At 68.2% G+C, this 20,373-nt stretch carries 19 protein-coding genes and 2 pseudogenes; 6 read left to right on the top strand and 15 right to left on the bottom strand.

What is annotated here, in order from left to right; genetic code table 11:
* Nucleotides 1-117: 117 nt before the first annotated feature.
* The 7 genes from ACWEKM_RS37690 to ACWEKM_RS37660 all read right to left on the bottom strand — a co-directional run bounded on the left by ACWEKM_RS37690 (nucleotide 118) and on the right by ACWEKM_RS37660 (nucleotide 7,324).
* Entirely contained in the window at nucleotides 118-1,575 is a 1,458-nt protein-coding gene (locus ACWEKM_RS37690; RefSeq protein WP_451625791.1) for an ABC transporter substrate-binding protein, read from the bottom strand.
* 65 nt (nucleotides 1,576-1,640) lie between these two features.
* The gene (locus tag ACWEKM_RS37685; protein ID WP_451625790.1) at nucleotides 1,641-2,546 is read right to left on the bottom strand and encodes a carbohydrate ABC transporter permease; all 906 of its coding nucleotides are present in this window, start codon (nucleotides 2,544-2,546) and stop codon (nucleotides 1,641-1,643) included.
* Nucleotides 2,533-3,447 (bottom strand): carbohydrate ABC transporter permease, encoded by a 915-nt coding sequence (locus ACWEKM_RS37680; RefSeq protein WP_451625789.1) that lies wholly within the window; start codon nucleotides 3,445-3,447, stop codon nucleotides 2,533-2,535. Before ACWEKM_RS37680 ends, ACWEKM_RS37685 begins: the two co-directional genes overlap by 14 nt.
* A gap of 15 nt (nucleotides 3,448-3,462) precedes the next feature.
* Complete coding sequence (locus ACWEKM_RS37675) at nucleotides 3,463-4,212, bottom strand: SDR family oxidoreductase (protein ID WP_451625788.1); 750 nt, start codon at nucleotides 4,210-4,212, stop codon at nucleotides 3,463-3,465.
* Nucleotides 4,209-5,294 carry a Gfo/Idh/MocA family protein gene (locus ACWEKM_RS37670; protein ID WP_451625787.1) on the bottom strand — a complete coding sequence of 362 codons (1,086 nt, stop codon included), beginning with the start codon at nucleotides 5,292-5,294 and terminating at the stop codon, nucleotides 4,209-4,211. The genes ACWEKM_RS37675 and ACWEKM_RS37670 overlap by 4 nt, the downstream gene beginning before the upstream one ends.
* Nucleotides 5,291-6,496 carry an L-rhamnonate dehydratase gene (gene rhmD / locus ACWEKM_RS37665; protein WP_451625786.1) on the bottom strand — a complete coding sequence of 402 codons (1,206 nt, stop codon included), beginning with the start codon at nucleotides 6,494-6,496 and terminating at the stop codon, nucleotides 5,291-5,293. Before rhmD ends, ACWEKM_RS37670 begins: the two co-directional genes overlap by 4 nt.
* A gap of 3 nt (nucleotides 6,497-6,499) precedes the next feature.
* A complete protein-coding gene (locus ACWEKM_RS37660) occupies nucleotides 6,500-7,324 on the bottom strand; it encodes an amidohydrolase family protein (RefSeq protein WP_451625785.1) in 825 nt (274 codons plus the stop codon).
* Between the two features lie 155 nt (nucleotides 7,325-7,479).
* Here ACWEKM_RS37660 and ACWEKM_RS37655 point away from each other — a divergent pair, with 155 nt between their 5' ends.
* Both ACWEKM_RS37655 and ACWEKM_RS37650 read left to right on the top strand, forming a co-directional pair.
* Nucleotides 7,480-8,247: an IclR family transcriptional regulator gene (locus ACWEKM_RS37655; RefSeq protein WP_451625784.1), complete on the top strand. Its 768-nt coding sequence runs from the start codon at nucleotides 7,480-7,482 to the stop codon at nucleotides 8,245-8,247.
* Nucleotides 8,244-8,528 (top strand): hypothetical protein, encoded by a 285-nt coding sequence (locus tag ACWEKM_RS37650; RefSeq protein WP_451625783.1) that lies wholly within the window; start codon nucleotides 8,244-8,246, stop codon nucleotides 8,526-8,528. Before ACWEKM_RS37655 ends, ACWEKM_RS37650 begins: the two co-directional genes overlap by 4 nt.
* A gap of 27 nt (nucleotides 8,529-8,555) precedes the next feature.
* Here ACWEKM_RS37650 and ACWEKM_RS37645 read toward each other — a convergent pair whose 3' ends face one another.
* Complete coding sequence (locus ACWEKM_RS37645; protein ID WP_451625782.1) at nucleotides 8,556-11,168, bottom strand: family 78 glycoside hydrolase catalytic domain; 2,613 nt, start codon at nucleotides 11,166-11,168, stop codon at nucleotides 8,556-8,558.
* Between the two features lie 416 nt (nucleotides 11,169-11,584).
* On the opposite strand from ACWEKM_RS37645, the pseudogene ACWEKM_RS37640 reads away from it, so the two are divergent.
* The 3 genes and pseudogenes from ACWEKM_RS37640 to ACWEKM_RS37630 form a co-directional block, all read left to right on the top strand.
* Nucleotides 11,585-12,736: pseudogene (locus ACWEKM_RS37640) on the top strand (Gfo/Idh/MocA family protein); the annotation flags it as partial.
* 48 nt (nucleotides 12,737-12,784) lie between these two features.
* Entirely contained in the window at nucleotides 12,785-13,714 is a 930-nt protein-coding gene (locus tag ACWEKM_RS37635) for a DUF6807 domain-containing protein (protein WP_451625798.1), read from the top strand.
* Entirely contained in the window at nucleotides 13,708-14,430 is a 723-nt protein-coding gene (locus ACWEKM_RS37630) for a cupin domain-containing protein (protein WP_451625781.1), read from the top strand. Before ACWEKM_RS37635 ends, ACWEKM_RS37630 begins: the two co-directional genes overlap by 7 nt.
* Nucleotides 14,431-14,470: 40 nt before the next feature.
* Here ACWEKM_RS37630 and ACWEKM_RS37625 read toward each other — a convergent pair.
* The 5 genes and pseudogenes from ACWEKM_RS37625 to ACWEKM_RS37605 all read right to left on the bottom strand — a co-directional run.
* A pseudogene (locus ACWEKM_RS37625) lies at nucleotides 14,471-14,561 on the bottom strand (winged helix-turn-helix transcriptional regulator); the annotation flags it as partial.
* A gap of 365 nt (nucleotides 14,562-14,926) precedes the next feature.
* Nucleotides 14,927-15,577 carry a DJ-1/PfpI family protein gene (locus ACWEKM_RS37620; protein WP_451625780.1) on the bottom strand — a complete coding sequence of 217 codons (651 nt, stop codon included), beginning with the start codon at nucleotides 15,575-15,577 and terminating at the stop codon, nucleotides 14,927-14,929.
* Between the two features lie 80 nt (nucleotides 15,578-15,657).
* Nucleotides 15,658-16,725, bottom strand: coding sequence for an alpha/beta hydrolase (locus ACWEKM_RS37615; protein ID WP_451625779.1), 1,068 nt, complete (start codon nucleotides 16,723-16,725; stop codon nucleotides 15,658-15,660).
* A gap of 378 nt (nucleotides 16,726-17,103) precedes the next feature.
* Nucleotides 17,104-17,931, bottom strand: a complete 828-nt coding sequence (locus ACWEKM_RS37610; protein WP_451625778.1) for an SDR family NAD(P)-dependent oxidoreductase — start codon at nucleotides 17,929-17,931, stop codon at nucleotides 17,104-17,106.
* Between the two features lie 7 nt (nucleotides 17,932-17,938).
* On the bottom strand, nucleotides 17,939-18,586 hold the full coding sequence (locus tag ACWEKM_RS37605; protein WP_451625777.1) for an NAD(P)-dependent oxidoreductase: 648 nt from the start codon (nucleotides 18,584-18,586) through the stop codon (nucleotides 17,939-17,941).
* 305 nt (nucleotides 18,587-18,891) lie between these two features.
* Here ACWEKM_RS37605 and ACWEKM_RS37600 point away from each other — a divergent pair, with 305 nt between their 5' ends.
* The gene (locus ACWEKM_RS37600; RefSeq protein ID WP_451625776.1) at nucleotides 18,892-19,332 is read left to right on the top strand and encodes a MarR family winged helix-turn-helix transcriptional regulator; all 441 of its coding nucleotides are present in this window, start codon (nucleotides 18,892-18,894) and stop codon (nucleotides 19,330-19,332) included.
* 33 nt (nucleotides 19,333-19,365) lie between these two features.
* On the opposite strand, the gene ACWEKM_RS37595 is transcribed toward ACWEKM_RS37600, so the two are convergent.
* Together ACWEKM_RS37595 and ACWEKM_RS37590 are read right to left on the bottom strand one after the other, a co-directional pair.
* A complete protein-coding gene (locus tag ACWEKM_RS37595; protein ID WP_451625799.1) occupies nucleotides 19,366-19,677 on the bottom strand; it encodes a hypothetical protein in 312 nt (103 codons plus the stop codon).
* Between the two features lie 35 nt (nucleotides 19,678-19,712).
* Entirely contained in the window at nucleotides 19,713-20,063 is a 351-nt protein-coding gene (locus tag ACWEKM_RS37590; RefSeq protein WP_451625797.1) for a rhodanese-like domain-containing protein, read from the bottom strand.
* Nucleotides 20,064-20,373: the final 310 nt, after the last annotated feature.

Genomic DNA, 20,373 nt, shown 5'->3' with positions numbered 1-20,373 from the left:
GATGGTGCGCATGCTTCGGCGCGATCATGTGACTTTGCGGGATGCACCTCGGCGGTGCGGTGCGGCTCGCGCATGTGGCGGGAGCCGCACCCAGGTCGCGCGGAGAGGAGGACCTGCCTACTTCGCCCAGGGCTCGGACGACCAGCCGTTCTTCTTGATGGCGGTGTCAGCGTCGCGTTCCCACCACCGCTGCAGCTCCGCCAGCTGGCTCTTCAGCGAGCGCCTGCCGAGGAGATACCCGTCGAAGACATCACGCGGCTTGGTGTTGTCAGCGTCCATGGGCAGCATGATGCGGTAGGACTCCGCCCACGAACCCTGCTGCAGGCCAGCGGTCTCCGACGGTGCTTCGACATTGTCGATGGCGGGCAGGCCGCCCGTCGCGTGCAGCCAGTCCTTGACCTCGGGCGAGCTGACGAACTGAAGGAACTTGATCGTCGCGTCGTACTTCTTGCCCTTGACCGTGGACGGGATCATGTAGCTGGTGCCGCCGACTGAGGCCCCCCAGCGAGCCGGCGCACCGGAGGACAGCGGCGTCGTCTCCTTGGTGATCGTGGGGAACGGCATGGTGCCGAAGTCGACCTTGCCGGCCGAGCGGATCGATGCGGGCGCGAAGTCGGTTCCCCACGCGATGGCAGCCTTGCTCGTAGCGAAGTCCTTGAGCCCGACGACCGTCGAGCTTCCCTGGTCGGAGATGCCGGACCAGTTCTTGGTTCCGCAGTCGAAGAACTCCTTGGTGAGCTTGAGGGTCTCGGCCACTTCAGGCTCCGTCGTGCGGAACGTCCCTTCCTTGATGGCCTTGGCCCATGCCTTGGACGGGAAGCTGACAGTCTTGGACTTGCCCGGCTGACCAGCCGAGTTGTAGACGTTCATATTGTCGTAGTACTTGTCGTTGAGCATGGCACTGATGGTGATCCACGTCCAGTTCGTGGCCAGCTGGCTGCTGTCCAGGGCCACCGGGTCGTATCCGGCCTTGCGTAGCTTGGTGCAAGCAGACCTGAAGTCCTCCCAGGTCTGGAGCGGCGCCTTCACGCCGGCCTTCTGGAACGCTTCCTTGTTGTAGTAGAGGCCGATGGTGGAAAGGTTGAACGGCACGTACTCCAGCTCGCCGCTCTCCTTACTGACGGCGACTCCGTCAGGTGAGTAGTACTCCTCGCGGAAGGAGTCGATCCAGTGCTTGTTCCCAGGAATGTAGGGATTGGGACGATTCAATTCCTCATTGAGGGCGTGCACTTGCTGTGCCTTGTGCGGAGCCTGGTTGAACACCATCTCGGGCGCCGAGCCGGTGTTCAACCAGGTGCTGATGGTCTGCCCGAAGTTGTCCAGCGGCAGCACCTGGGTCTTGACCCGGATGTTCGGTTCCCGCTTTTCGAACTTCTTGACCAGTGCTTCCCAGGCGGGCCCGAAGCTGCTGCCGCTCGACGTCCACTGGTTCGGTCCGGCCAGCGTGATGGTCACCTTGCCGTCGGACTCGGTGTCCTTGTCGTCGACGCCAAGCAGACCGCATCCGCTCAGCATCATGCCGGTGAGTGCGACCGATGCGATGAGCATGCGCCGCCGTCTGAAATATGTACTCATTCGTACCTTTTTTCCTTAGTGAAATCTGGTGGTGAACAAGACCCCTGTGACGTCGTTCGCAGCGGCTACTTGCCGCCGGTGATGCCGCCCTGGATGCCCGCGAGGAACTTCTTGGACAGGAAGGTGAACAGGAGGAGCAGGGGGAGGCTGGCCAGGGTGTATCCGGCGAACAGCGGGCCCCATTGCTGTACTTGCTGACTGGCGAAGAAGGCCAGGCCGACCGAGACCGTGCGGTACTGGTCCGTCTGCACGGTCAGCAGAGGCCAGAAGTAGTCGTTCCACACGTTCAGTACGGTGATCATCGCGACCGTGCCCATGACGGGGCGGGTCAGAGGTAGGACGAGCGACCAGAAGACGCGGAACCCGCCGGCCCCGTCGACCCGTGCCGCTTCGAAGATCTCCTCCGGGATTTGCGCCATATAGGTGCGCATGATCACGATGCCCAGGACCGTACCGGAGCTGATCCAGGGGATGATCAGGACAAGACGGGTGTCCAGCAGCCCGAGGTCCTTCATCAGGACGAACGTCGGGATCAGGCTGGTGACATGAGGAACCATCAGCAGTACTGCGATCAACGAGAAGAGCAGTCCGCGGCCTGGGAAGCGGTATCGGGCGAAGACATGTGCGGCGCCGGTGGCCAGCAGCAGCGTTCCCAGGATGGACAAGGCGGCCACGATCACGGAGGTGAACAGGTAAGGACTGACCTGACGCCACGCGACGGAGTAGTTGCCGGGGTGGAAGGGCCAGGATGGCAGCCAATAGCTGTCGTAGAACTGGGTGTTGTCCTTCACGGAGGCGATCAGCATGAACAGATAGGGGAATAGCCCGGTGAAGGCCATGATGCTCAGCAGTCCGCCGGCGAGCAGGTTGGTTCGCCGGCTGCGCAGCATGGTGCGCCGCCGTGGCGGGGTGCTGACGGGGGTGGCTTGGGGAGCGGTGGTCTTCCGCTCAGCGGTTTCATGCAGCAGCATGGGGCTTCCTCCGGCGTCCAGCGAGCAGTGATCCGGCGCTTACCAGCAGAATCAGGAGGAACAGCGTCGAGCCGAGGGCCGCGGAGTACCCCCAGTCCGCATCCTTGAAGGCAACGTCGAGCATGCGCAGCACCGGCACCTGGGTGGCATTGTCCGGACCGCCCTGAGTCATGATCGATGCCTGCATTCCGTACTGCAGGACGGTGATGACGGCGAGGACGAAGAGAAGCCTGAACTCACGCAGCAGCAACGGCAGATCGATGCTCCAGACTCGCCGGAACCAGCCCGCGCCGTCCAGGGAGGCCGCCTGGTAGATCTCGGTCGGCACGTTCTGCAGCGCGGACAGGAAGATCAGGAAGGGCAGGCCGGCGACCCAGGGGAAGCCGATCGTCATCAGTGCCACCAGGGCGCTGCTCGGGTCGCCGATCCAGTTCCGGGCCAGTGAGTCCAGGCCGATGTCCCGCAGGAAGGTGTTGATGAGGCCGTCGTTCGGGTCGTACATGAACTGCCACAGCAGGACGTTGACCGCCATGGGGAAAGCCAGCGGGATGATGAGCAGGGTGCGGAAGACGAAGCGCAGCCGCTCGCTGGAGAGCGCCATCACCAGCTCCGCTGCCAGCAGCGGGAACACCCACATCAGGGTGACGGCCCAGACGAAGATGATCCCGATGTTGCGGAACGAGTGCCACCACAGGTCGTCGTCGAGCATGGCGCTGTAGTTGTCCCAGCCGATGAAGCGTGAGCTGAAGCCGGGCTGCCAGTCGAAGAACGAGTGCACCAGGCCGTTCGCGGCCGGGTAGTAGGCGAAGACGCCGAGCATGGCCAGCGTGGGAAGCAGGGTCAGATAGACACCCCAGGGCACGCGCCGTCGGCGGCCCGGGGATGGGTGGGTCTTGCGCACGAGCGCCTCCAGGTTCTACAGGCCGAGGCTTTCGCCGCCGTCGACGTACAGGTCGTGCAGGGCGATGTGGGCGGCGGCATCGGACAGCAGGAAGGCGGTCGCGTCCGCGATGTCCTCGGGGGTGGCGACCCGCTGGTCGGGAATGCGGGGGCGGAAGGCGTCCGGGTCCCCACGCCACAGTTCGATGCCGGAGTGGTCCTGCGCGAGGGTCGCCATCATCGGGGTGTCGGTGGGGCCGGGCGCCACGAAGTTCACGCGCACACCGTGCGGGAGCACTTCGAGGCCGAGGACGCGCAGGGCTTGCCGCATGCCCGCCTTGGAGGCGCAGTACGCTGCCTGGCGCAGGCGCGGCACGCGGGCGGCGATCGAGCCCACCGCGCAGATGGCGCCGCCGTGTCCGTCCGCCATGGCCTGGGCGTAGGCGCGGGCGACGGAGTACACGCCGATCAGGTTGACGTCGAGGATGTCGGCCATCGCTTCGGAGGTCACCGTCAATGCCGGGCCGGTGTGGAACAACCCTGCGGAGATGGCGACTTGGGAGGCCGCGGAGGTGGCGCGGACGAGCTCGGCGACGGACTCGGGGCGGGTGATGTCGACGTGCTCGGCGCGCGCGTCGGCGCCGTGCGCGGTCAGGTCGGCCGCCAGTTCCTTCACCGCCTCGTGGCGTAGGTCGGCCAGGACGACCGGACGGTCGGCAGCGAGCCGACGGGCGACGGCTTCGCCGATCCCCTGGGCCGCGCCGATGATCACCGCGGTCTGGTTCACAAGGTGGGTTCCTTCCGATAGGGGGACACGGGCTGCCCGGTGGCAGCCGAGGCGTACAGGGCCTCGATGAAGGCAGCGGTCTCGGCTGCGGGACCGCCCGGCCCGCGATTGACGTTTGTGCGGCCGGCGATCAGGGCCGCGAAATCGCGCACGGGCTGCCGGTGGTCATGGGCGGGAGCGCTGATCGGCAGCCTGATGTGCCGCTGGCTACCGTCCGGCAGATACACCATGGCCTCGGCGCGCAGAAGGTCGTGCTCGACCATGCCGGAGGTGCCGTAGTAGCGGACACGGTGCTGGGGCGGCAGCGAGTCGGGCAGTGTACCGGTGGATGTAGCGGCGCCCAGGACGTTGCCTGCCAGGCGGAAGCTGACGGCGTCGGCGACGTCGACGTCGACGTCGACGTCGACGTCGACGGGCAGAACGCCGCTCCCCCACTGGTGCGTGGTGAACGCGAAGACCTGCTCGGGGTGCAGTCCTGTGCTCCACAGAATGTTGGCGATCACATGCGTCAGCTGGCTCTGTGCCTGTCCGCCGCCGGACAGGGCAGGGTCGGCGTAGGTGCGCCCCTGCGGTCGGTCAGGGCCGCCGAGGTCTGTGACATCGGCGGCGTAGAACCTGGCGGCGCAGCTGGAGAAGTCGGCGTTGACGCAGGTGAGCGTGCCGATGTCGGTGCGTACGGCAGTGCGGACGGCTTCTGCCGTCGCGGCGTATTGGTAGGTGTAGCCGACGGTCAGGTGCAGACCGAGCTGTTCCGCCAAGTCGACCAGGTGCCACGCCTCGTGGGCCGAGGTCGTCATCGGCTTCTCGACGAAGACGTGCAGTCCGGCCTCCAGCGACTGGCGGGCGAGAGCGAAGTGGGTGGTGTGGGGAGTGGCGATCACCACCCCGTCGACCAGCCCCTTCAGCTCCTCGATGCCGGTGACGACATGGGGCACGCCGTACGTCTCGTACACCAGACGGCCGCGCTCCGGATCGACGTCGTACACCGCCACCAGATCCATGTCCGGTGCGGCCGTGATCGCGGGCAGGTGGGCCTGGTGCGCGAAGGAGCCCAGGCCCACAACGGCCAGACGGACGGTCACCGGAACGCCGCCCAGCCACCCGACGGCCGCGCCAGGGAGACCTCGGGGTCAATGGTGAGCCCGAAACCGGGGCCCTCGCCGGGGATGATCTGCCCGTCCACCGGCAGGACTTCGCCGATGAAATCGCCGTGCTGGCGGTGGGCGGTGTCGCACTCGCCCTCCATGATGGCGAACTCGGCCATGTCGACCTCACGGTGGGCCATCGCGAAGTGCGCGCTGTACAGGCCGCCGGTGTGCGGGATGAGCCGCGTGCTCGTGGTCCGGGCCACGGCGGCGATCCTGCGCAGTTCCGTCAGTCCGCCACACCATGCGGGGTCGGGCTGGATGACATCGACTCCCGCTTCACACAGCAACCGGAAGCCGGCCGCGGTGTATTCGTGTTCGCCCGTCGTGAGCGCCATCGTCTGAGGCATACGGGCGCGCAGTCGGCGCAGCCCGTCGTAGTCGTCGGGCGGCAGCGGTTCCTCGAGCCAGGCGAAGCCGAGCGGGGCGACCGCGTGGGCGAGCCGTGCCGCGTAGTCGACGTCCAGCGACATCCAGCAGTCGTACATGAGCGGGAAGTCGGGGCCGACCAGCTCACGAGCCTCCTCGGCTGCGGCGACGTTGGCACGGAATCCCTCCTCGCCCTCGCACGGTGCCCAGGTCAGCGGGAGCTTGGCGGCGCGGAAGCCCAGCTTGCGCGCGGTGTCCGCACGGGGACCGGTCGCGTACAGCGGAACCGCGTCCCGCACCGGTCCGCCCAGCAGCTCGTAGACCGGCAACCCGGTGATCTGTCCGTGCAGGTCCCACAGTGCCAGGTCCACCGCGGAGATGGCGTGCAGGACCAGGCCCTTGCGGCCGTAGCGCAGCGTGCTGTGGAACATGCGGTCCCACAGCCGCTCGTGCGCCATCGGGAACTCACCCTCGACCAGGTAGGCCAGGTGGAGCTCGATGACGGCCGCGGCGGCCAGTCCGCCCGCCGTGGCGGCGACCCCCACATGCCCCGAGGCGCTTTCGACCTCGACCACGACCGTCTGGTCGGCGGCGGGACCGATCGAGGCCCCGCGGTCGTCACGGAACTCGGGGTAGACAGTCATGGGGCTGGCGACCTTGCCGCGGCGCCAGTTCCGCAGAGTCTGCGAGTCGGGGGCGTCGGCTTCATGCTGCTGAGGCGGCCGGGTCACGAGGTGCGCGCGTACGGCGACGATGCGGTCTGCGTTCATCTGTCAGCTCACTTGTTCCTTGTGTGCGAACACCCGGGCAGCCGTCCGCCCGAGGATCTTCGATCTGCTGTCGTCGTCCATGGGCGGCGTGTAGGTGCGGGCCATCTCCAGCGACTGGCGGTACGTCGTCCTGCCGATCGAGGCCGGGTGGTCCGACCCCCACATCAGCCGGTCGGCGCCGAACGCCTCCAGCAGCCGGGCGGTCTGGGGCCGGGCGGCCTGATGGGGGAAGTCCCAGGGGTGCGGGGTCGCATAGTGGAAACCGGACCACTTCAGATGGATGCTCGGCTGGGCGGCGCAGGCCAGGACCTCCTCCGCGAACCAGCCCATGTGATGCAGAACGATCGGCAACCGCGGCTGGGCAGCGGCGATGGCGCACAGGTCGGCGAGACTGTCCGCGGCCGCCGAGATACTGGTGACCAGCCCCAGCTCCGCCGCGGTGGCGAAGAACTCACCGCCGTCGTCGGTGGCGAACCAGCCGCCATAGCGCCTGTCCGCGTAGTGGGTGAAGCCGACGGCGTCCGGGTAGCGCTCGGCGAGGTCCCGCAGTCGCTTCGCCGCGCCGGGCGTGTGATGCAGCGGGGACCACACGGAGTCGACGTCGAAGACGAAGTCGAGGCGGTCCCTGTGCCGGGCCACGGCACGGGCGACGTAGTCGTTGTTGTCGGCGTTGTCCCCGATCCCCGCGCACACGATCACCGCGCGCTCGATGCCGACCGCGTCCATCTCGTACAGCAGGCCGTCCACGCTGCCCCGGTGCCTCGGATCGGGCACCGGAGGCTGGTAGGGCCAGACCTGCCAGGCATGGCAGTGGCTGTCGACAATCACGAAGTTCCCCCATGTGAACTGCGTTCTGAATCTGAGGTGCGACCAAGCTAGATGGCGGCCGTTGCCGCGTCAACGGCTTGTTAACAGCGGGTTTCCCTCGTACGGTTCGCTAATAAACTGTGTCAGTTCTTGGATGTGAACCTGGAGGGGCTTTTGTGGCGGAGTCGGTGAAGTCGGCGGACCGGGTATTGCAGGTGATCGAGCTGCTGACGGCTGAATCGCGGGGCCTGACGTACACAGAGATCCGTGATCGCCTCGAACTGCCCAAGAGCAGTGCGCATGCCCTGCTCGGGACGATGACGGTGCGGGGATTCCTATCTTTCGATGAGGCGACGCGGCGCTACGGGATCGGCCTGCGCCTGTGGCAGGCAGGCCAGAGATATCTCGCGGCGACATCCCTGGAACAGTCGGCACAGCCCTACTTGCAAGCCGTGTGCGACGCGCTGCAGGAAACAGTGCAGTTGGCGGTGCTGGACGGGATGGAGAACGTCTACATCGCCAAGGTGGACTCGACGCAGCCCCTGCGTCTGGAATCGCGGGTCGGCGCACGGCTGCCGGCCTACGCGACAGGGATCGGCAAGGCGCTGCTGTTCGGCATGACGGCCGAGCAGATCCGACAGTTGTTCCACGGGGTGGAGTTCACACAGTTCACCTCGACGACCGTGGCCGACGTGGAGGCGCTGATCACGGTCGTGGCGGAGGCCCGCGAGCGCGGCTACGCCACCGATGACGCGGAACACACGCCGGGAGTGAACTGCATCGCCATGCCGGTGTACGACCGCCACGGCGCGGTGTGCGCGGCTCTGAGCGTCGCAGTCCCAGGAGTACGTATGTCACCCGGATTCAGCGCAAAGATCATCAAGGTACTGAGCGAACAGGCCACCGCTCTCTCCACCGCCCTGGGCGCACCCACCGGTCGGTGAGACAGCGCCCGGGCGACGGCTTGCTGGAGCTGCTGGAGATCCGCCGCGTCCTCGAGGCGCACGCCGCCGCGCTGATCGCTCTTGTGGAGGTCTTCCGATCGCGGGGCAGCGACTACGACGTCTGCGCCAACGAGGCCGTGCGCCGGAGCAGCGACGCCGGCCATCGGGCCATGGCCGAGGCAATCTCGGCACGCGATCCGGCCGCAGCCGCCCTCGCTACCGCCACGCACATCGCCGAAACCGAACGCTGGCTGCGGCACAACAGGCCGCAGCCGACGTGAGGTCCTCCTCGCCCCCGCGTAGAGGCGTCAAGCAGCGGGAAGGGCGACCTTCCATTCGTGTCGGCCGGCGCTGACGGTCGTCGCATCCTCGTGTCCGGGCAGGTACACCGTCGCCGTGACCGCGCTCGGGACGGTCAGTCGGAGCGTGAAGGTGTCTCCGTCGAGGTCCCAGGCGACCTCCGCTCTGCCGTAGGGCGTTTCGTGGGTGGCGTCGGCGTGGGTGAGGCCGCCCCCAGGGAGCGGCCTGACGAGGAGCCGGCGATACCCGGGCTCGGCCGGGGCCAGGCCGGCCACGGTCCGGTGCAGCCAGTCGGCGACGGCACCGAAGGCGTAGTGGTTGAACGAGGTCATGCTGCCCGGGTTGACGGTGCCGTCCGGCAGCAGACTGTCCCAGCGTTCCCAGATGGTGGTCGCTCCGCGGGTGACGGGGTACAGCCACGACGGGCAGCCCTGGTTCAGCAGGAGCGAGTACGCCGTGTCATGGTGCCCGGTCTCGGTCAGGGCGTCACAGATCAGTGGCGTACCGACGAACCCGGTCGCGATATGGAAGTCGGCCTCCCGTACGAGTTCGGCCAGACGCCGCCCCGCTGCGAGGCGCTGTCCCTCGGTGGGAAAGAGGCCGAAGCGGAGCGCGAGCGCGTACGAGGTCTGGGCTTCGTTGTCGAGCAACCCGGAGGGAAGCACCCAGCGCTCGGTGAACGCAGCGGCGATCTTCCGGGCCAGTTGCTCGTAGTGGTCCTGGTCGGCAGTGTGACCGAGGACGCGCGCCATGTCCGCGAGGACGGCGGTGGAGCGGGCGTAGTAGGCGGTGGCGACCAAGTAGGGGTCTGCCTTGGCGATGGTGGGGTTCTCCGGCGGGGCAGTCGGGTCGAGCCAGTCGCCGAGTTGCTCGCCGCTGTCCCACAGATGATCGTCGCCTGCGGCGGCCGTCATGCGGTCGACCCAGGCTCTGGAACTGGAGTATTGGGCCTCCAGGATCGCTGGATCACCGAAACGCTGGTACAGGTCCCACGGAGTCAGTGTCGCCACGTCTCCCCACACGGCGGCGGGGAAGGTCGGAGGGCCCCAGACGGGAGTCGGGACGACGGGAACGAAGCACGGCACGGTGCCGTCCGGGAGCTGCTCCGCGGCTAGATCACGGAGCCATGACGCCAACATGCCGGCGCAGTCGTACAGGAACGAGGCCGTCGGCGCGAAGACCTGGATGTCGCCGGTCCAGCCGAGTCGTTCGTCGCGTTGCGGGCAGTCGGTGGGTACGTCCAGGAAGTTGCCGCGCATGCTCCAGACGACATTGTCGTGCAGTTGCTGCACCAGCGGATCGGAGCAACTGAACGTTCCGGTGCGGGCCATGTCCGTGTGGTAGACGCGAGCCGTCACGTCGACAAGTTCCACCTGACCGGTGACCTCCGCGTAACGGAAGCCGTGGAAGGTGAACCGCGGTTCCCAGGTCTCCCCCTCGGCCGCCCCGCGCAGCACGTACTCGTCGGTGGCTTTCGCCTCACGCAGGGGCCGGACGCAGAGCTCGCCGTCCTGAAGGACTTCGGCATGACGTATCCGGATCACCTCGCCGGAGCGCCCCCGCACATGGATCAGGACGCGGCCCACGAGGTTCTGCCCGAAGTCGACGACGCGCGCTCCCGAAGGAGTCGTGGTCATACCGACCGGCTTGACCTCCTGGGTGCAGCGGATGGGTGGGCCGAGCGGTGCGAACAGGGTGTCCAGGTCGTGGTCCACAGGCTCGACCGCCGTCCATGCCCGGTCGTCGAAGTCCGGCGACGACCAGCCCGGGAGCTCCCGCCGGGCGTCATACCGCTCCCCGTCGTAGATGCCGGAGAACAGAATGGGTCCCGGTGATGTGCGCCATGCCTGGTCGGTCGAGATCGTGTCGGTCGAACCGTCGGCGTAGTGGATCTCCAGTTGGGCGAGTAGCGCGCGCCGGTCACCGTAGATGTTCCGCTTCCCGCCGTGGAAGCCGAGACGGCCCCTGTACCAGCCGTCTGCGAGCCACGCGCCCAGCGCGTTCGTCCCGGGACGCAGGGCGTCGGTGACGTCGAATGTCTGGTAGCGCAGGCGATGCTGGTAGCTGGTCCAGCCGGGTGCGAGGGCGTGGTCGCCGATGCGCTTCCCGTTCAGCTCCAGCTCGTAGTGGCCCAGCGCCGTGGCATACAGCCGGGCTCGACGAACTTCTCCGCGGGCCGTGAACTCCCGGCGCAGCAGCGGGACATGCTCGATCGCTGCATGCTCGCCGGGCACGGCGTCCGGTGTGACGAACTGTGCGCGCCACTCCGATGAGCCCAGCAGACCTGCCTCCAGATCGAGGGGAGGGCTCCAGCAGGTGGGCTCCGCGGACGAGGAGTTCCAGACCCGCACGCGGACTCTCACGCGGTCGCGCGAGTCCAGATCGGCGTGCGGCCACGGGACAAGCAGGCTCTCCCCCGAATCGATGCGACCAATCGTGCTGACCTGCTCCGCATCGAGGTCCGTGCACTCGATCTCGTATCCGGCCTGCCGCCACCCCACCGGCGTGTCAAAGACCTGCCAGGACAAGCGCGGGCGCGCCTCGCCGATACCGAAGGGCTCACGATGGTGTTCGGCCCGGAGCGCCCCCACCCGCGTGGCCTCCCGCCTGCTGTGCGACACGTACTCTCCCTGTTCCTGTTGGCGGCCCGGTGGCGTCGCCGAGGACGCGCGACAAGAGCCTGAAGTTCTTATAGCCGAACTTAGTTCTGAGTTTTGAGTGCGACCACGCTAGATTGCACCCAGGACGCCGTCAACGGCTTGTTAACGGAGGGTTTCCCTCATACGGTTCAGCTGTGGAGCAACTCGGTTCCCATATACGAACCTGACTGCCTTGTGGTGGATGTCGCCCAGGTTCAGCGCGGGAACCGAGGGCCCACTCAAGTTCCGCTGCTCGAAGTTGAGTTGGCGTCGGTGACGGCCCAGCCGGTCACATCGCGCCGGGGCGCGGCAGCCAGCGCGCGTCAGCCAAGCCAGATGTCACGTCCCAGGGAGCACTGATCACGTTCATGCCTGCAGACCACCACGCGTCCGCCCCCATGCCCCACCCAGCCGCCACTCCACAGCAGCATGCGGACCGTCCAGCGTTGCCGTATGCGGGCCGACGAATCAGAGCCGCGATCGTCGGCACGGGCGCCATCGCGCCTTCCCACCTGTTCGCACTGTCGCGTCTCGCCGACGAGGGCGAGACCGAGATCGTGGCCGCGGTCGACGTCGATGCCGGCGCGGTCGAGCGCTTCCGCGCCGAGGCCGGCATCCCGCATGCGTACACCGACCTGGACCGCATGCTCGCTGAGCAGCAGCCGGATCTGGTCAGCATCTGCACTCCGCCCACCCTGCACCGGGAGCAGTCCGTCGCCTCTCTGCGGGCGGGTGCCTGGGTGTGGTGCGAGAAGCCGCCGGTGCCGACACTGGCCGACTTCGATGCCGTCGGGGCGGAAGAGGGCACGGACGGCGGTCCGTACGCGGCGATCGTCTTCCAGCAGCGCTTCGCCTCCGGCTCACGGCATGTGCGACAGCTGCTCACCGAACAGGCCCTCGGCCGCCCGCTGGTCGCACACTGCCAGACCACCTGGTACCGGGACGCCGCCTACTACTCCGTGCCCTGGCGCGGCCGCTGGCAGACCGAGGGCGGCGGCCCTGCCATGGGCCACGGCATCCACCAGATGGATCTCCTGCTCGACCTTCTCGGTCCGTGGAGCGAGGTAAGGGCCATGGCCGGACGCCTGGTGCACGACGTGGAGACGGAGGACGTCTCGACAGCGCTCGTACGGTTCGAGAACGGTGCCCTTGCGACCATCGTGAACAGCGTGCTCAGCCCGGACGAGGTCAGCGGCATCCGCATCGACTGCGAGCGGGCCACCGTGGAAGTGAAGTACCTGTACAGCCACAGCAACGACGACTGGCGTATCACTCCCGCCCCCGACGTGCCCGAGGAAGTGGCCGCTGCCTGGCGCGACTTCGGCGAAAACGCGCCGAGTTCGCACCTGGATCAGCTGCGCGGACTGGTCGCCGGCATGCGTGCGGGAGAGCGGCCCCGCAGCAGCGGCACCGACGGGCGGACGAGCCTGGAGCTGATTACCGCGCTGTACAAGGCGGCGTTCACCGGCACGACCGTACGTGCAGGAGAGATCGGCCCTGGGGATCCGTACTACACGGCTCTGCACGGAGGCGCGCCAGGCTGGGCGCCCCTTGGTGGCCGAGGCATCCGCGTCAGCGGCGAGCAAGGCGGCCTCCGCATGACCGGCGCCCTGCACATCGTCCACACGCACGGCGATCGCATCACCCTCGCCGAGCCAGTCACCGGCATCGAACTCTTCTCCTACGTGTACGGCCCCGAGGCGGCCTGGGAAGCGCCCAAGCCGTACCTGCACCCGATCCGGACGCTCACCGGTGACATCGTCACCGGCTACCGGCCCAACGACCACCGCTGGCACAAGGGCCTGCAATTGACCGCCTCGCACCTGTCCGGGCAGAACCTGTGGGGCGGCGGCACCTACGTACACGGCAAGGGCTACCTCGCGCTGCCGGAACGCATCGGCTCCATGGCCCACGTCGACTTCGAGGAGATCGGTGCGGACGATGACCGCGCGGTCATCGCCGAGCGGCTCACATGGCATCCGCACACCGGCGAGTTGTGGGCCGAGGAGGAGCGCCGCATCGAAGTGCACGACGTCGACGTCGCCGCCCGGTGCTGGGCGCTGACCTGGAGCTCCGCGATCACGAACAGACGCGACGAGCCGCTGGTGTTCGGCAGCCCGACCACGGCCGGCCGGGAGATGGCCGGCTACACCGGTCTCTTCTGGCGGGGACCGCGCGCCTTTCGTGATGGACGGATCATCGCGCCCGATGCGGAGGGTCCCGGCCTGATGGGACAGCAGTCCCCTTGGCTCGCGTACTCGGGCGCACACGACGGCACCGACGGGCATGCCACCCTGGTCTTCGCACACGCCCCTGAGAACGACCACCTCGGTCGACAGGGCTCCCACCCGGCCCACTGGTTCGTCCGCAACGATCCGATCGCCGCGGTCGCCCCCTCCTGGGCGTTCCACGACGAGCTCGAACTGGCTCCGGGCGATACGCTGCGCCGCCGGTACCGGGTCGTGGTGGCGGACGGCGTTTGGGAGCGTGACGAGGTCGCCAAGTACCTTGAGGAGCATCCGTGGTGAACGCGGCAGAGTTCACGGGGCTGCCGGGCGCCGTCGCCGTGTCACACCTGTCCGTCTACGACTGGCCGGCGAGCGACGGCGTGTCCGGCGGCACTCCCCATATGCACCTGACCTGCTCGGAGGCATACGTCGTCACCGGCGGGCGCGGCGCGGTGCAGACGCTGACGATGTCCGGGTACGAGATCACACCGCTCAAGCCCGGCACGGTCTCCTGGTTCACGCCCGGCACCATCCACCGGCTGGTCGACGAGGACGCCCTGCGCATCACCGTCCTCATGCAGAACAACGGGCTGCCGGAGGCGGGCGACGCCGTCCTCACGCTGCCCCCGCAGTACCTGACCGATCCGGAGACGTACGCCGCAGCGACCGCCATCCCGGCCGACGCCTCCGAGAAGGAGCAGGAGTGGATCGCCCGGGCCCGCCGCGACCTGGCTCTGGAGGGCTACCGGGCGCTGCGCGACGCGGACGGCCCCGAGCCGCTCGCGGCCTTCCACCGGTCCGCCGCCGCGCTCGTACGGCCGCGGCTCGCCGAATGGCGCGAGCGGTGGGAGCGCGGTGCCCAGGCCGCCGCCGCGGCCACCGGCGACCAGCTCGACCGCCTGGAGCGCGGCGACGCCGCCCACCTCGCCGACGCGGTCGTACGGGCCGAGCAGCCGTCCGCATACGAGAAGTTCGGAATGTGCGGACGGCTCAACGTGTACCAGGGGACCGTGTAGGCATGCCTACAGGGCGGCCGGGCCAGAGACCGTCCAGCCACGGAGCAGGCGACGACCGGGACGAGTTCGTTGCCGCAGCCGTGTTCGATCACCACGGGGTGGTCGCCGTCTTTCCCGAGATGGCGGTCGCCCCGTCGCGCGCCCGCCGGGAACCCGCTGAGTCAGCCGCAGTTCCCGCGCGTCCGCTTCAGCGGTGTTTTGAGTACCGCCACGATGAACCGCAGCTGCGCCACAGCCATATGCCGATCGTTGGTCATTGCGGCAGCCGCCGTCTGCTGTCTGCGGCGGACCTGGCGAGTAGAGAGCAGCGGGAGCCTTCGGAGGGTTGGATGCGACGCATCCACAGGCCGCGGGAGCCGGTGGATATCGCGGACGCCTGAAGCGGCATGTCTCATCCGGCGCGGCCTGAACAGGGTTCAGGCCGCGCGTATCGGTCACCTTCGCGCTTGGGCCGAAGCCCGCGCACGGCACGTACATGGAAATGGGTGAAACGCGGTCACGCCAGGGAAACCGGGGCGCCTGTGGCGCTCCAGACCGTGCCGCGCCGTTCGTGCCGGATGAGTTCCGAGACGGCGTGGGCAACGCGGGGTCCGACCTCGCGTTCGACCAGGTACAGCGCGAGGTCGATGCCGGAGGTGACGTTGCCGCAGCTGAGCAGGTTGCCGTCGTCGACCATACGGGCCTCCACCGGGACAGCCTTCGTTCCGGCGAGGTCCTGGCCCCGCTCATGAGTGACCAGCGGACGGCCGTCCGCCAGGCCGGCGTGAGCGAGGAGGATGGAACCTCCGCAGACGGTGGCAACGGTCATGTCCGGGCGGGCCAGCGCCTCGCGCAGCCGCCCCGGCAGATCCGTGGACCCCGCCTGACCGAGAATCCAGCCGATGCTGCCGACGACGCCGGGATCCATCGAGAGGCTTCCCGCGGCACCGGGGACGACGATCACGCTTTTCTTGTCCACGTCCACGGCGGAGGTCGCGGTGAGCTTGATCGACGGGAATCCACTGACCACTTCCCGTGCGCCTTCGGCACTGACGAACTCGGTGGACACCCCTCCGCCGGAGAACTCGCCTGCTGAGTGGAAGACTTCGAAGGGTCCGAGGACATCGAGGGGGTCGAAGCCGTCGTAGAGCGCGATCTGTACGTGCATGACACAAGTCCTTTGTCTAGTCGTCGTCAGTCAGGAAGAGCGGTCGGTGAGACAGCGCCGGAGACAGAGGGGGAAACCGGTCAGCCCAGCATCCGGCACAGTGCGTGAGCACTTGCGGTGACGGCCTGGTTGAACCGGGGGCCGAGATGGACGAACGGCAGGAAGCCGTGCGGCAGGTCTGCTTCGCGGACGGCTGTGACCGGGACACCCGCGGAGCGAAGCTTGTCGGCGTAGGACTCACCTTCATCACGCAGCGGATCGAATCCCGCCGTGATGATGTGCGCCGGAGGTGTGTCCGGGGCGACCTCGCCGTAGACGACCGACACCTGCGGATCCGTACGGTCCACTCCAGGGGGAAGGTAGTGGTCCTGGAACCAGCGGATGTCGTCGTCGGTGAGCAGGAATCCCATGCCGTATGTGTCCCGGGACGGGTGACGAGTGGCCAGGTCGGTGGCGGGATACAGCAACCACTGCCCCGCCGGAACGGGGCCGTGCTTCCGCCCGGCGGCACGACGGGCGGTCACCGCGGCGAGCGTGGCCCCCGCGCTGTCCCCACCGACCACGATCCGGTTCGGGTCGATGCCGAATTCCTCGGCCCGCGCAACGGTGTCGTCGAATGCTGCCAGTGCATCGTCCACCGCGGCGGGGAACGGGTCCTCGGGTGCGAGCCGGTAGTCCACCGACAGCACTCGGTGGCCTGTGTGTTCGGCGAGAAAGCGTCCCACGTGGTCATATCCGGCGCGGCTGCCGATCACCCAGCCTCCGCCGTGGAAGAACACCAGCGCCCCCGATGTTCCGGGGCAGGACGCGGGTTTGTACAGGGTTGCTTCCAGAGCGTTCTGCCCGCCCTTCAGGCATACCTCGGACACCGTCACCGCCTGCGTCGGCCGTCGGCCGGCACGGAGCATCGGTGCGTTGCGCTCCAGCGTCGCGCGGGACAGCTCCGGTGAGTCCTCGACCACCAGAGCCGACTCCTTGTCGCCGAGGGAGCGGATCAGCAAGCGGGCATCGACGGCCAGTGCTTCACCCTCCACGATGATCTCCGGTCCCGCCATCGCCGACCGCACCCGATCCGGCAGGCGGCCCAGCAGCCCGACCATCGCCTCCTGCGCCCGCACCCCCATCGGCACCGAGGTATCCCTGGCCATGCCGGCCCCTCCCACTGAGTTACAGCTTGGCTGAAATGCTGTTTCAGGCAGACTGTAACCCAAGGAGGAGGGGCACGCCAGTGAGTGCCAACGCAACGCGGAGCCTTGCCGACTGCGCTGGACCGCCTGGGCCATCTCGCGGCACTCGGACACCTGCGTCGCCACGCCGGTATCTCCTACGAGTTCGCCCTCACGGATGCTGCAATCGCGTGGCGTGCGAGCCGACCAGCGGCTCGGTGCATCTCCGGCGCGGCCCTTATACACAGTGACAGGAAGAAAGAGGAACCGATGACGGTACCCAGGGACACCGAAATCGCGGCCGCGTCGTCCCCGATCATTGCGGCAGCGGAGGCTGCTCCCCCGTCGGCACCTGAAGCACTACTCCGCCGAGTTCGAGGCGGATGCGGTCGCACGGTTGGCGGCTTCCCACAGGGCCGTGCCGAGTTCCTTGCTGCGGAGCTGGGCGGAACCCTGGGCGGGCCGGCGGTGGACGAAGTAGGCGCCGGCAAGGGCTTGTTGGCGGGTGGCCAGTTCAACCAGCCGTTCGGCGCCTTGGCGAGGGGTGTCGATGAACGGGCGGGCGGCGGTCTTCAGGAGGCTGCCGGTGCGGCCCATGTACCGGCCGAAGTCCGAGGCAATGATGCCGGGGTGGAAGTCGCCGGCGTCCACGCCCGGGTTGCGGCGGTGGAACTCGCGCAGCAGCACTCCGGCGGCGAGCTTGGCCCGGGCGTACGTGCGGTGGCCCGACACACGTGGCTCTCCCGCGAGCGCGGCGGCGAGGTTGTGCGGGGAAAGGACGGCGTTGTTGTGGGACCGGGAGTTGGTCAGAAGGACACGGCCGGTGCCGAGCTTGCCGACCAGCTGTGTCATCAGCAGCCACGGCGCCAGGGCGTTGGCCTGGAAGGTGGCGTCGATCCCGTCGTCGGTGAGGCGCGGGGGCATGACACCTCCGGCGTTCAGGGCCAGTACGTCGATGCGCGGCACGGCGTGGGCCAACTGCGCGGCCAGACTGCGGGTCTGGGACAGGCTGGTGAAGTCGGCCGTGTAGGTGGGCGCGTGCAGTTCCTCGCCGATGGCCCTTGTACGTTTCTCGTCGCGGCCCACGAGGTGCAGTGCGGCGCCTCGGGCACTGAGCAGACGGGCGGCCTCGGCACCCAGACCCGAACTCGCCCCCGTCAGCACAATGGTCTTGCCCGTGAGGTTCATGGGAGCGTCATCCTTTCGGCGCGCCGCTGACCGAGAGGCGTTCGGCGGTGGGACCGGCTGATTCGACGGCGTCCAGCAGGCACTGGGCCAGGTCGGCGCGGCTGATCGCCAGGGGCGAGGGGGTTTTGATGTCGGGGTGGGCGGACCAGGCAGGTGAGGCGGGCTGGTCGGTCAGCGAGCCGAAGTAGGCGATGGTGAAGTCGAGCCCCGAGGCGGCGAGGATCGCCTCCGCGGTGTCGAAGTCCTGGTAGTCGCGTCGGATGAGCAGCCGGGTCAGCGCCTTGAGCGGCCACGCGGTGTGCTGTCGTGAGGCGCCGCTTCCCCAGGCCAGCGGCATGGCGATACGCCGTACCTGGTGCAGATGCATGGCGGCCATCAGATGTGCGGTGGCCCGGGCCATCACCGCTGAGCCGGTACGCGCCTTGAGCCAGAGCGGATTGCCCAGTGCGCTGACGATCGCGTCCTGCCCGTCCACAGCGCGGCGTACGGCGGCCAGGTCATCGCCCACAGCACCCTCCACGATGCGCAGCCCCGGCATCTCGGCCTGCCCTGCACCCCGTCGTACGAGTGCGGTCACCTGGTGTCCGCGCTCCAGGGAGTGGGCGACCACCTGTCTGCCCAGACCGCCGTTGGCGCCGACCACGAGAAGCTTCAATCTCCGTCATCTCACTTCATTCGGATCACCAGGCATCTGCGGTGATCATCCTGGGGTGTTGTCGCCCGGGGACCGTCCTGGCGCTGGTCGCCCCGGCAGTGTGATGTCCATGCTCGACCCGTCGGAACTCACCACCGGGTTCGGTCTCCACGGGGTGCAGAGGGTCACCGCAAGCTCCGCTCCCCTCACATTTCAGCTGGACTGAAACTCGGGGCCCGGTCTTGCATCGCGCCCGCTGGGACTGGAGCCTGCCCGGAACTCCAGTTAAAGTCAAACTGAAACTTTCCGAGGAGGAACGAGGAGCCGTGACCGCCCAGCCCCCGCCCACCAGCACCGCCTTCCTGCTCGCCGCCCTGGGACGGCGAGCACGCCAGGACGTCGAACGGGCGCTCAAGCCGACCGGTTACACGCTGCGCCATCTCTCGGCCCTCGGCCACCTGTTGAGGGAACCGGGAATGTCCTACAGCGAATTGGGCCGCCGGGCGGGGATCACCGCACAGAGCGCCCAAGCCACCGTCCGGCAACTGGAAGAGCGCGGTGCCGTCGAGCGCCGCACCGACCCCGGACGAGGCCGCACCGCGGAACTCCACGTCACGGCAACGGGCCAGGAGCTCCTGCGGGCGGGGCGCGATGCCTACGCCGACGTGGATGCCGTCCTGGAACGCACCCTCGGAAAGCAACGACGCCAAGACCTCACCGGACTTCTCCTGTCGGCGTTGTCCGGAGGCTCTTCGGGGAGGGACTGAGCTGGGGCGATCGCCCCTGTTCTGCCCTTTCGGTCAGGGTGAGCGGCCTGGTCGCGGGCTTGCCGGGCGGCCCGCGCAGTTGCGCAGGAACAGCGCCTCGGCCACGGCGAGACGTTCCAGCTCCTCGGGGGAGACGCTCTCGTTCGCGGTGTGGACCCGGGCCTCCGCGGCCGTGCCGACGGCGTTGATGCGCTCGACGGCGCTGCCGCCCCGCACCACATCGCAGCCGCCCCGCACCACATCGCGGCCGACCACGGTCACCGCGTATCCGGCCGCGGCGAGGCCCACCGCGGTCTCCGTACCGATTCCGCCAGTACCCGCCGTGACGAGCGCACGCCGGTCCATTGTTCCTCTTTCTCCCTGTCGCTACTTGAAGAAGTTCACGGAAGCGGATGCCCCTCACCCGTGACGAGGGGTCCGCCGACGGTGCGCCAGTCGACAAGGCCGCGGCTCATATTGACCGCGTCGAAGCCGTTCTCCACCAGTAGGTTCGCCGCACCGGCGGAGCGGATACCGCCGGTGCAGAAGGTGATGAGCAGGCGGTCATCGGGCAGCTCCAGGCAGTGTTCGGGCAACACGTCGAGCGGCATGTGCACGGCACCCGGGATGTGCACACGGTTCCACTCGAACGCGCGGCGGACGTCCACGACGATCGCTCCGTTCGCGACAAGGCGGACCGCCTCGACGGCAGTGACGGCCGGTGGCCGTCGGAAGTAGTGCCGGAGACTCATGCGCTCCACGCCTCCCGTCGTACGCGGTCACCCGTGAATATTTCAGTCTGACTGTAACTCACGCGCGGGGTGCCCTTCACTCCCATCAGAGGGCGTTCAGCATCAGCGCCCGGCCTGACGGCCAGGCGCACGCCGTCGGCGGGAACGCCGTTTGCGGCGTCGGCCGTCTGCCGGTTGGAGGTGGTCTGAGGTGCGGTCACGAAGGTGCCCCTATCCTCTTCGCCGCGCCCTGGGGGGTGCAGCGGTGGCGCTGCGCACCGAAGTGCGCGGGCCTTGGTGCTCAGCCGACGCAGCGCACGCCGGTGCGCGG

The organism is Streptomyces sp. NPDC004752 (assembly GCF_053601275.1).
Note: the sequence above shows the minus strand (reverse complement) of the source record. Positions and strands in the feature narration are given on the sequence as shown.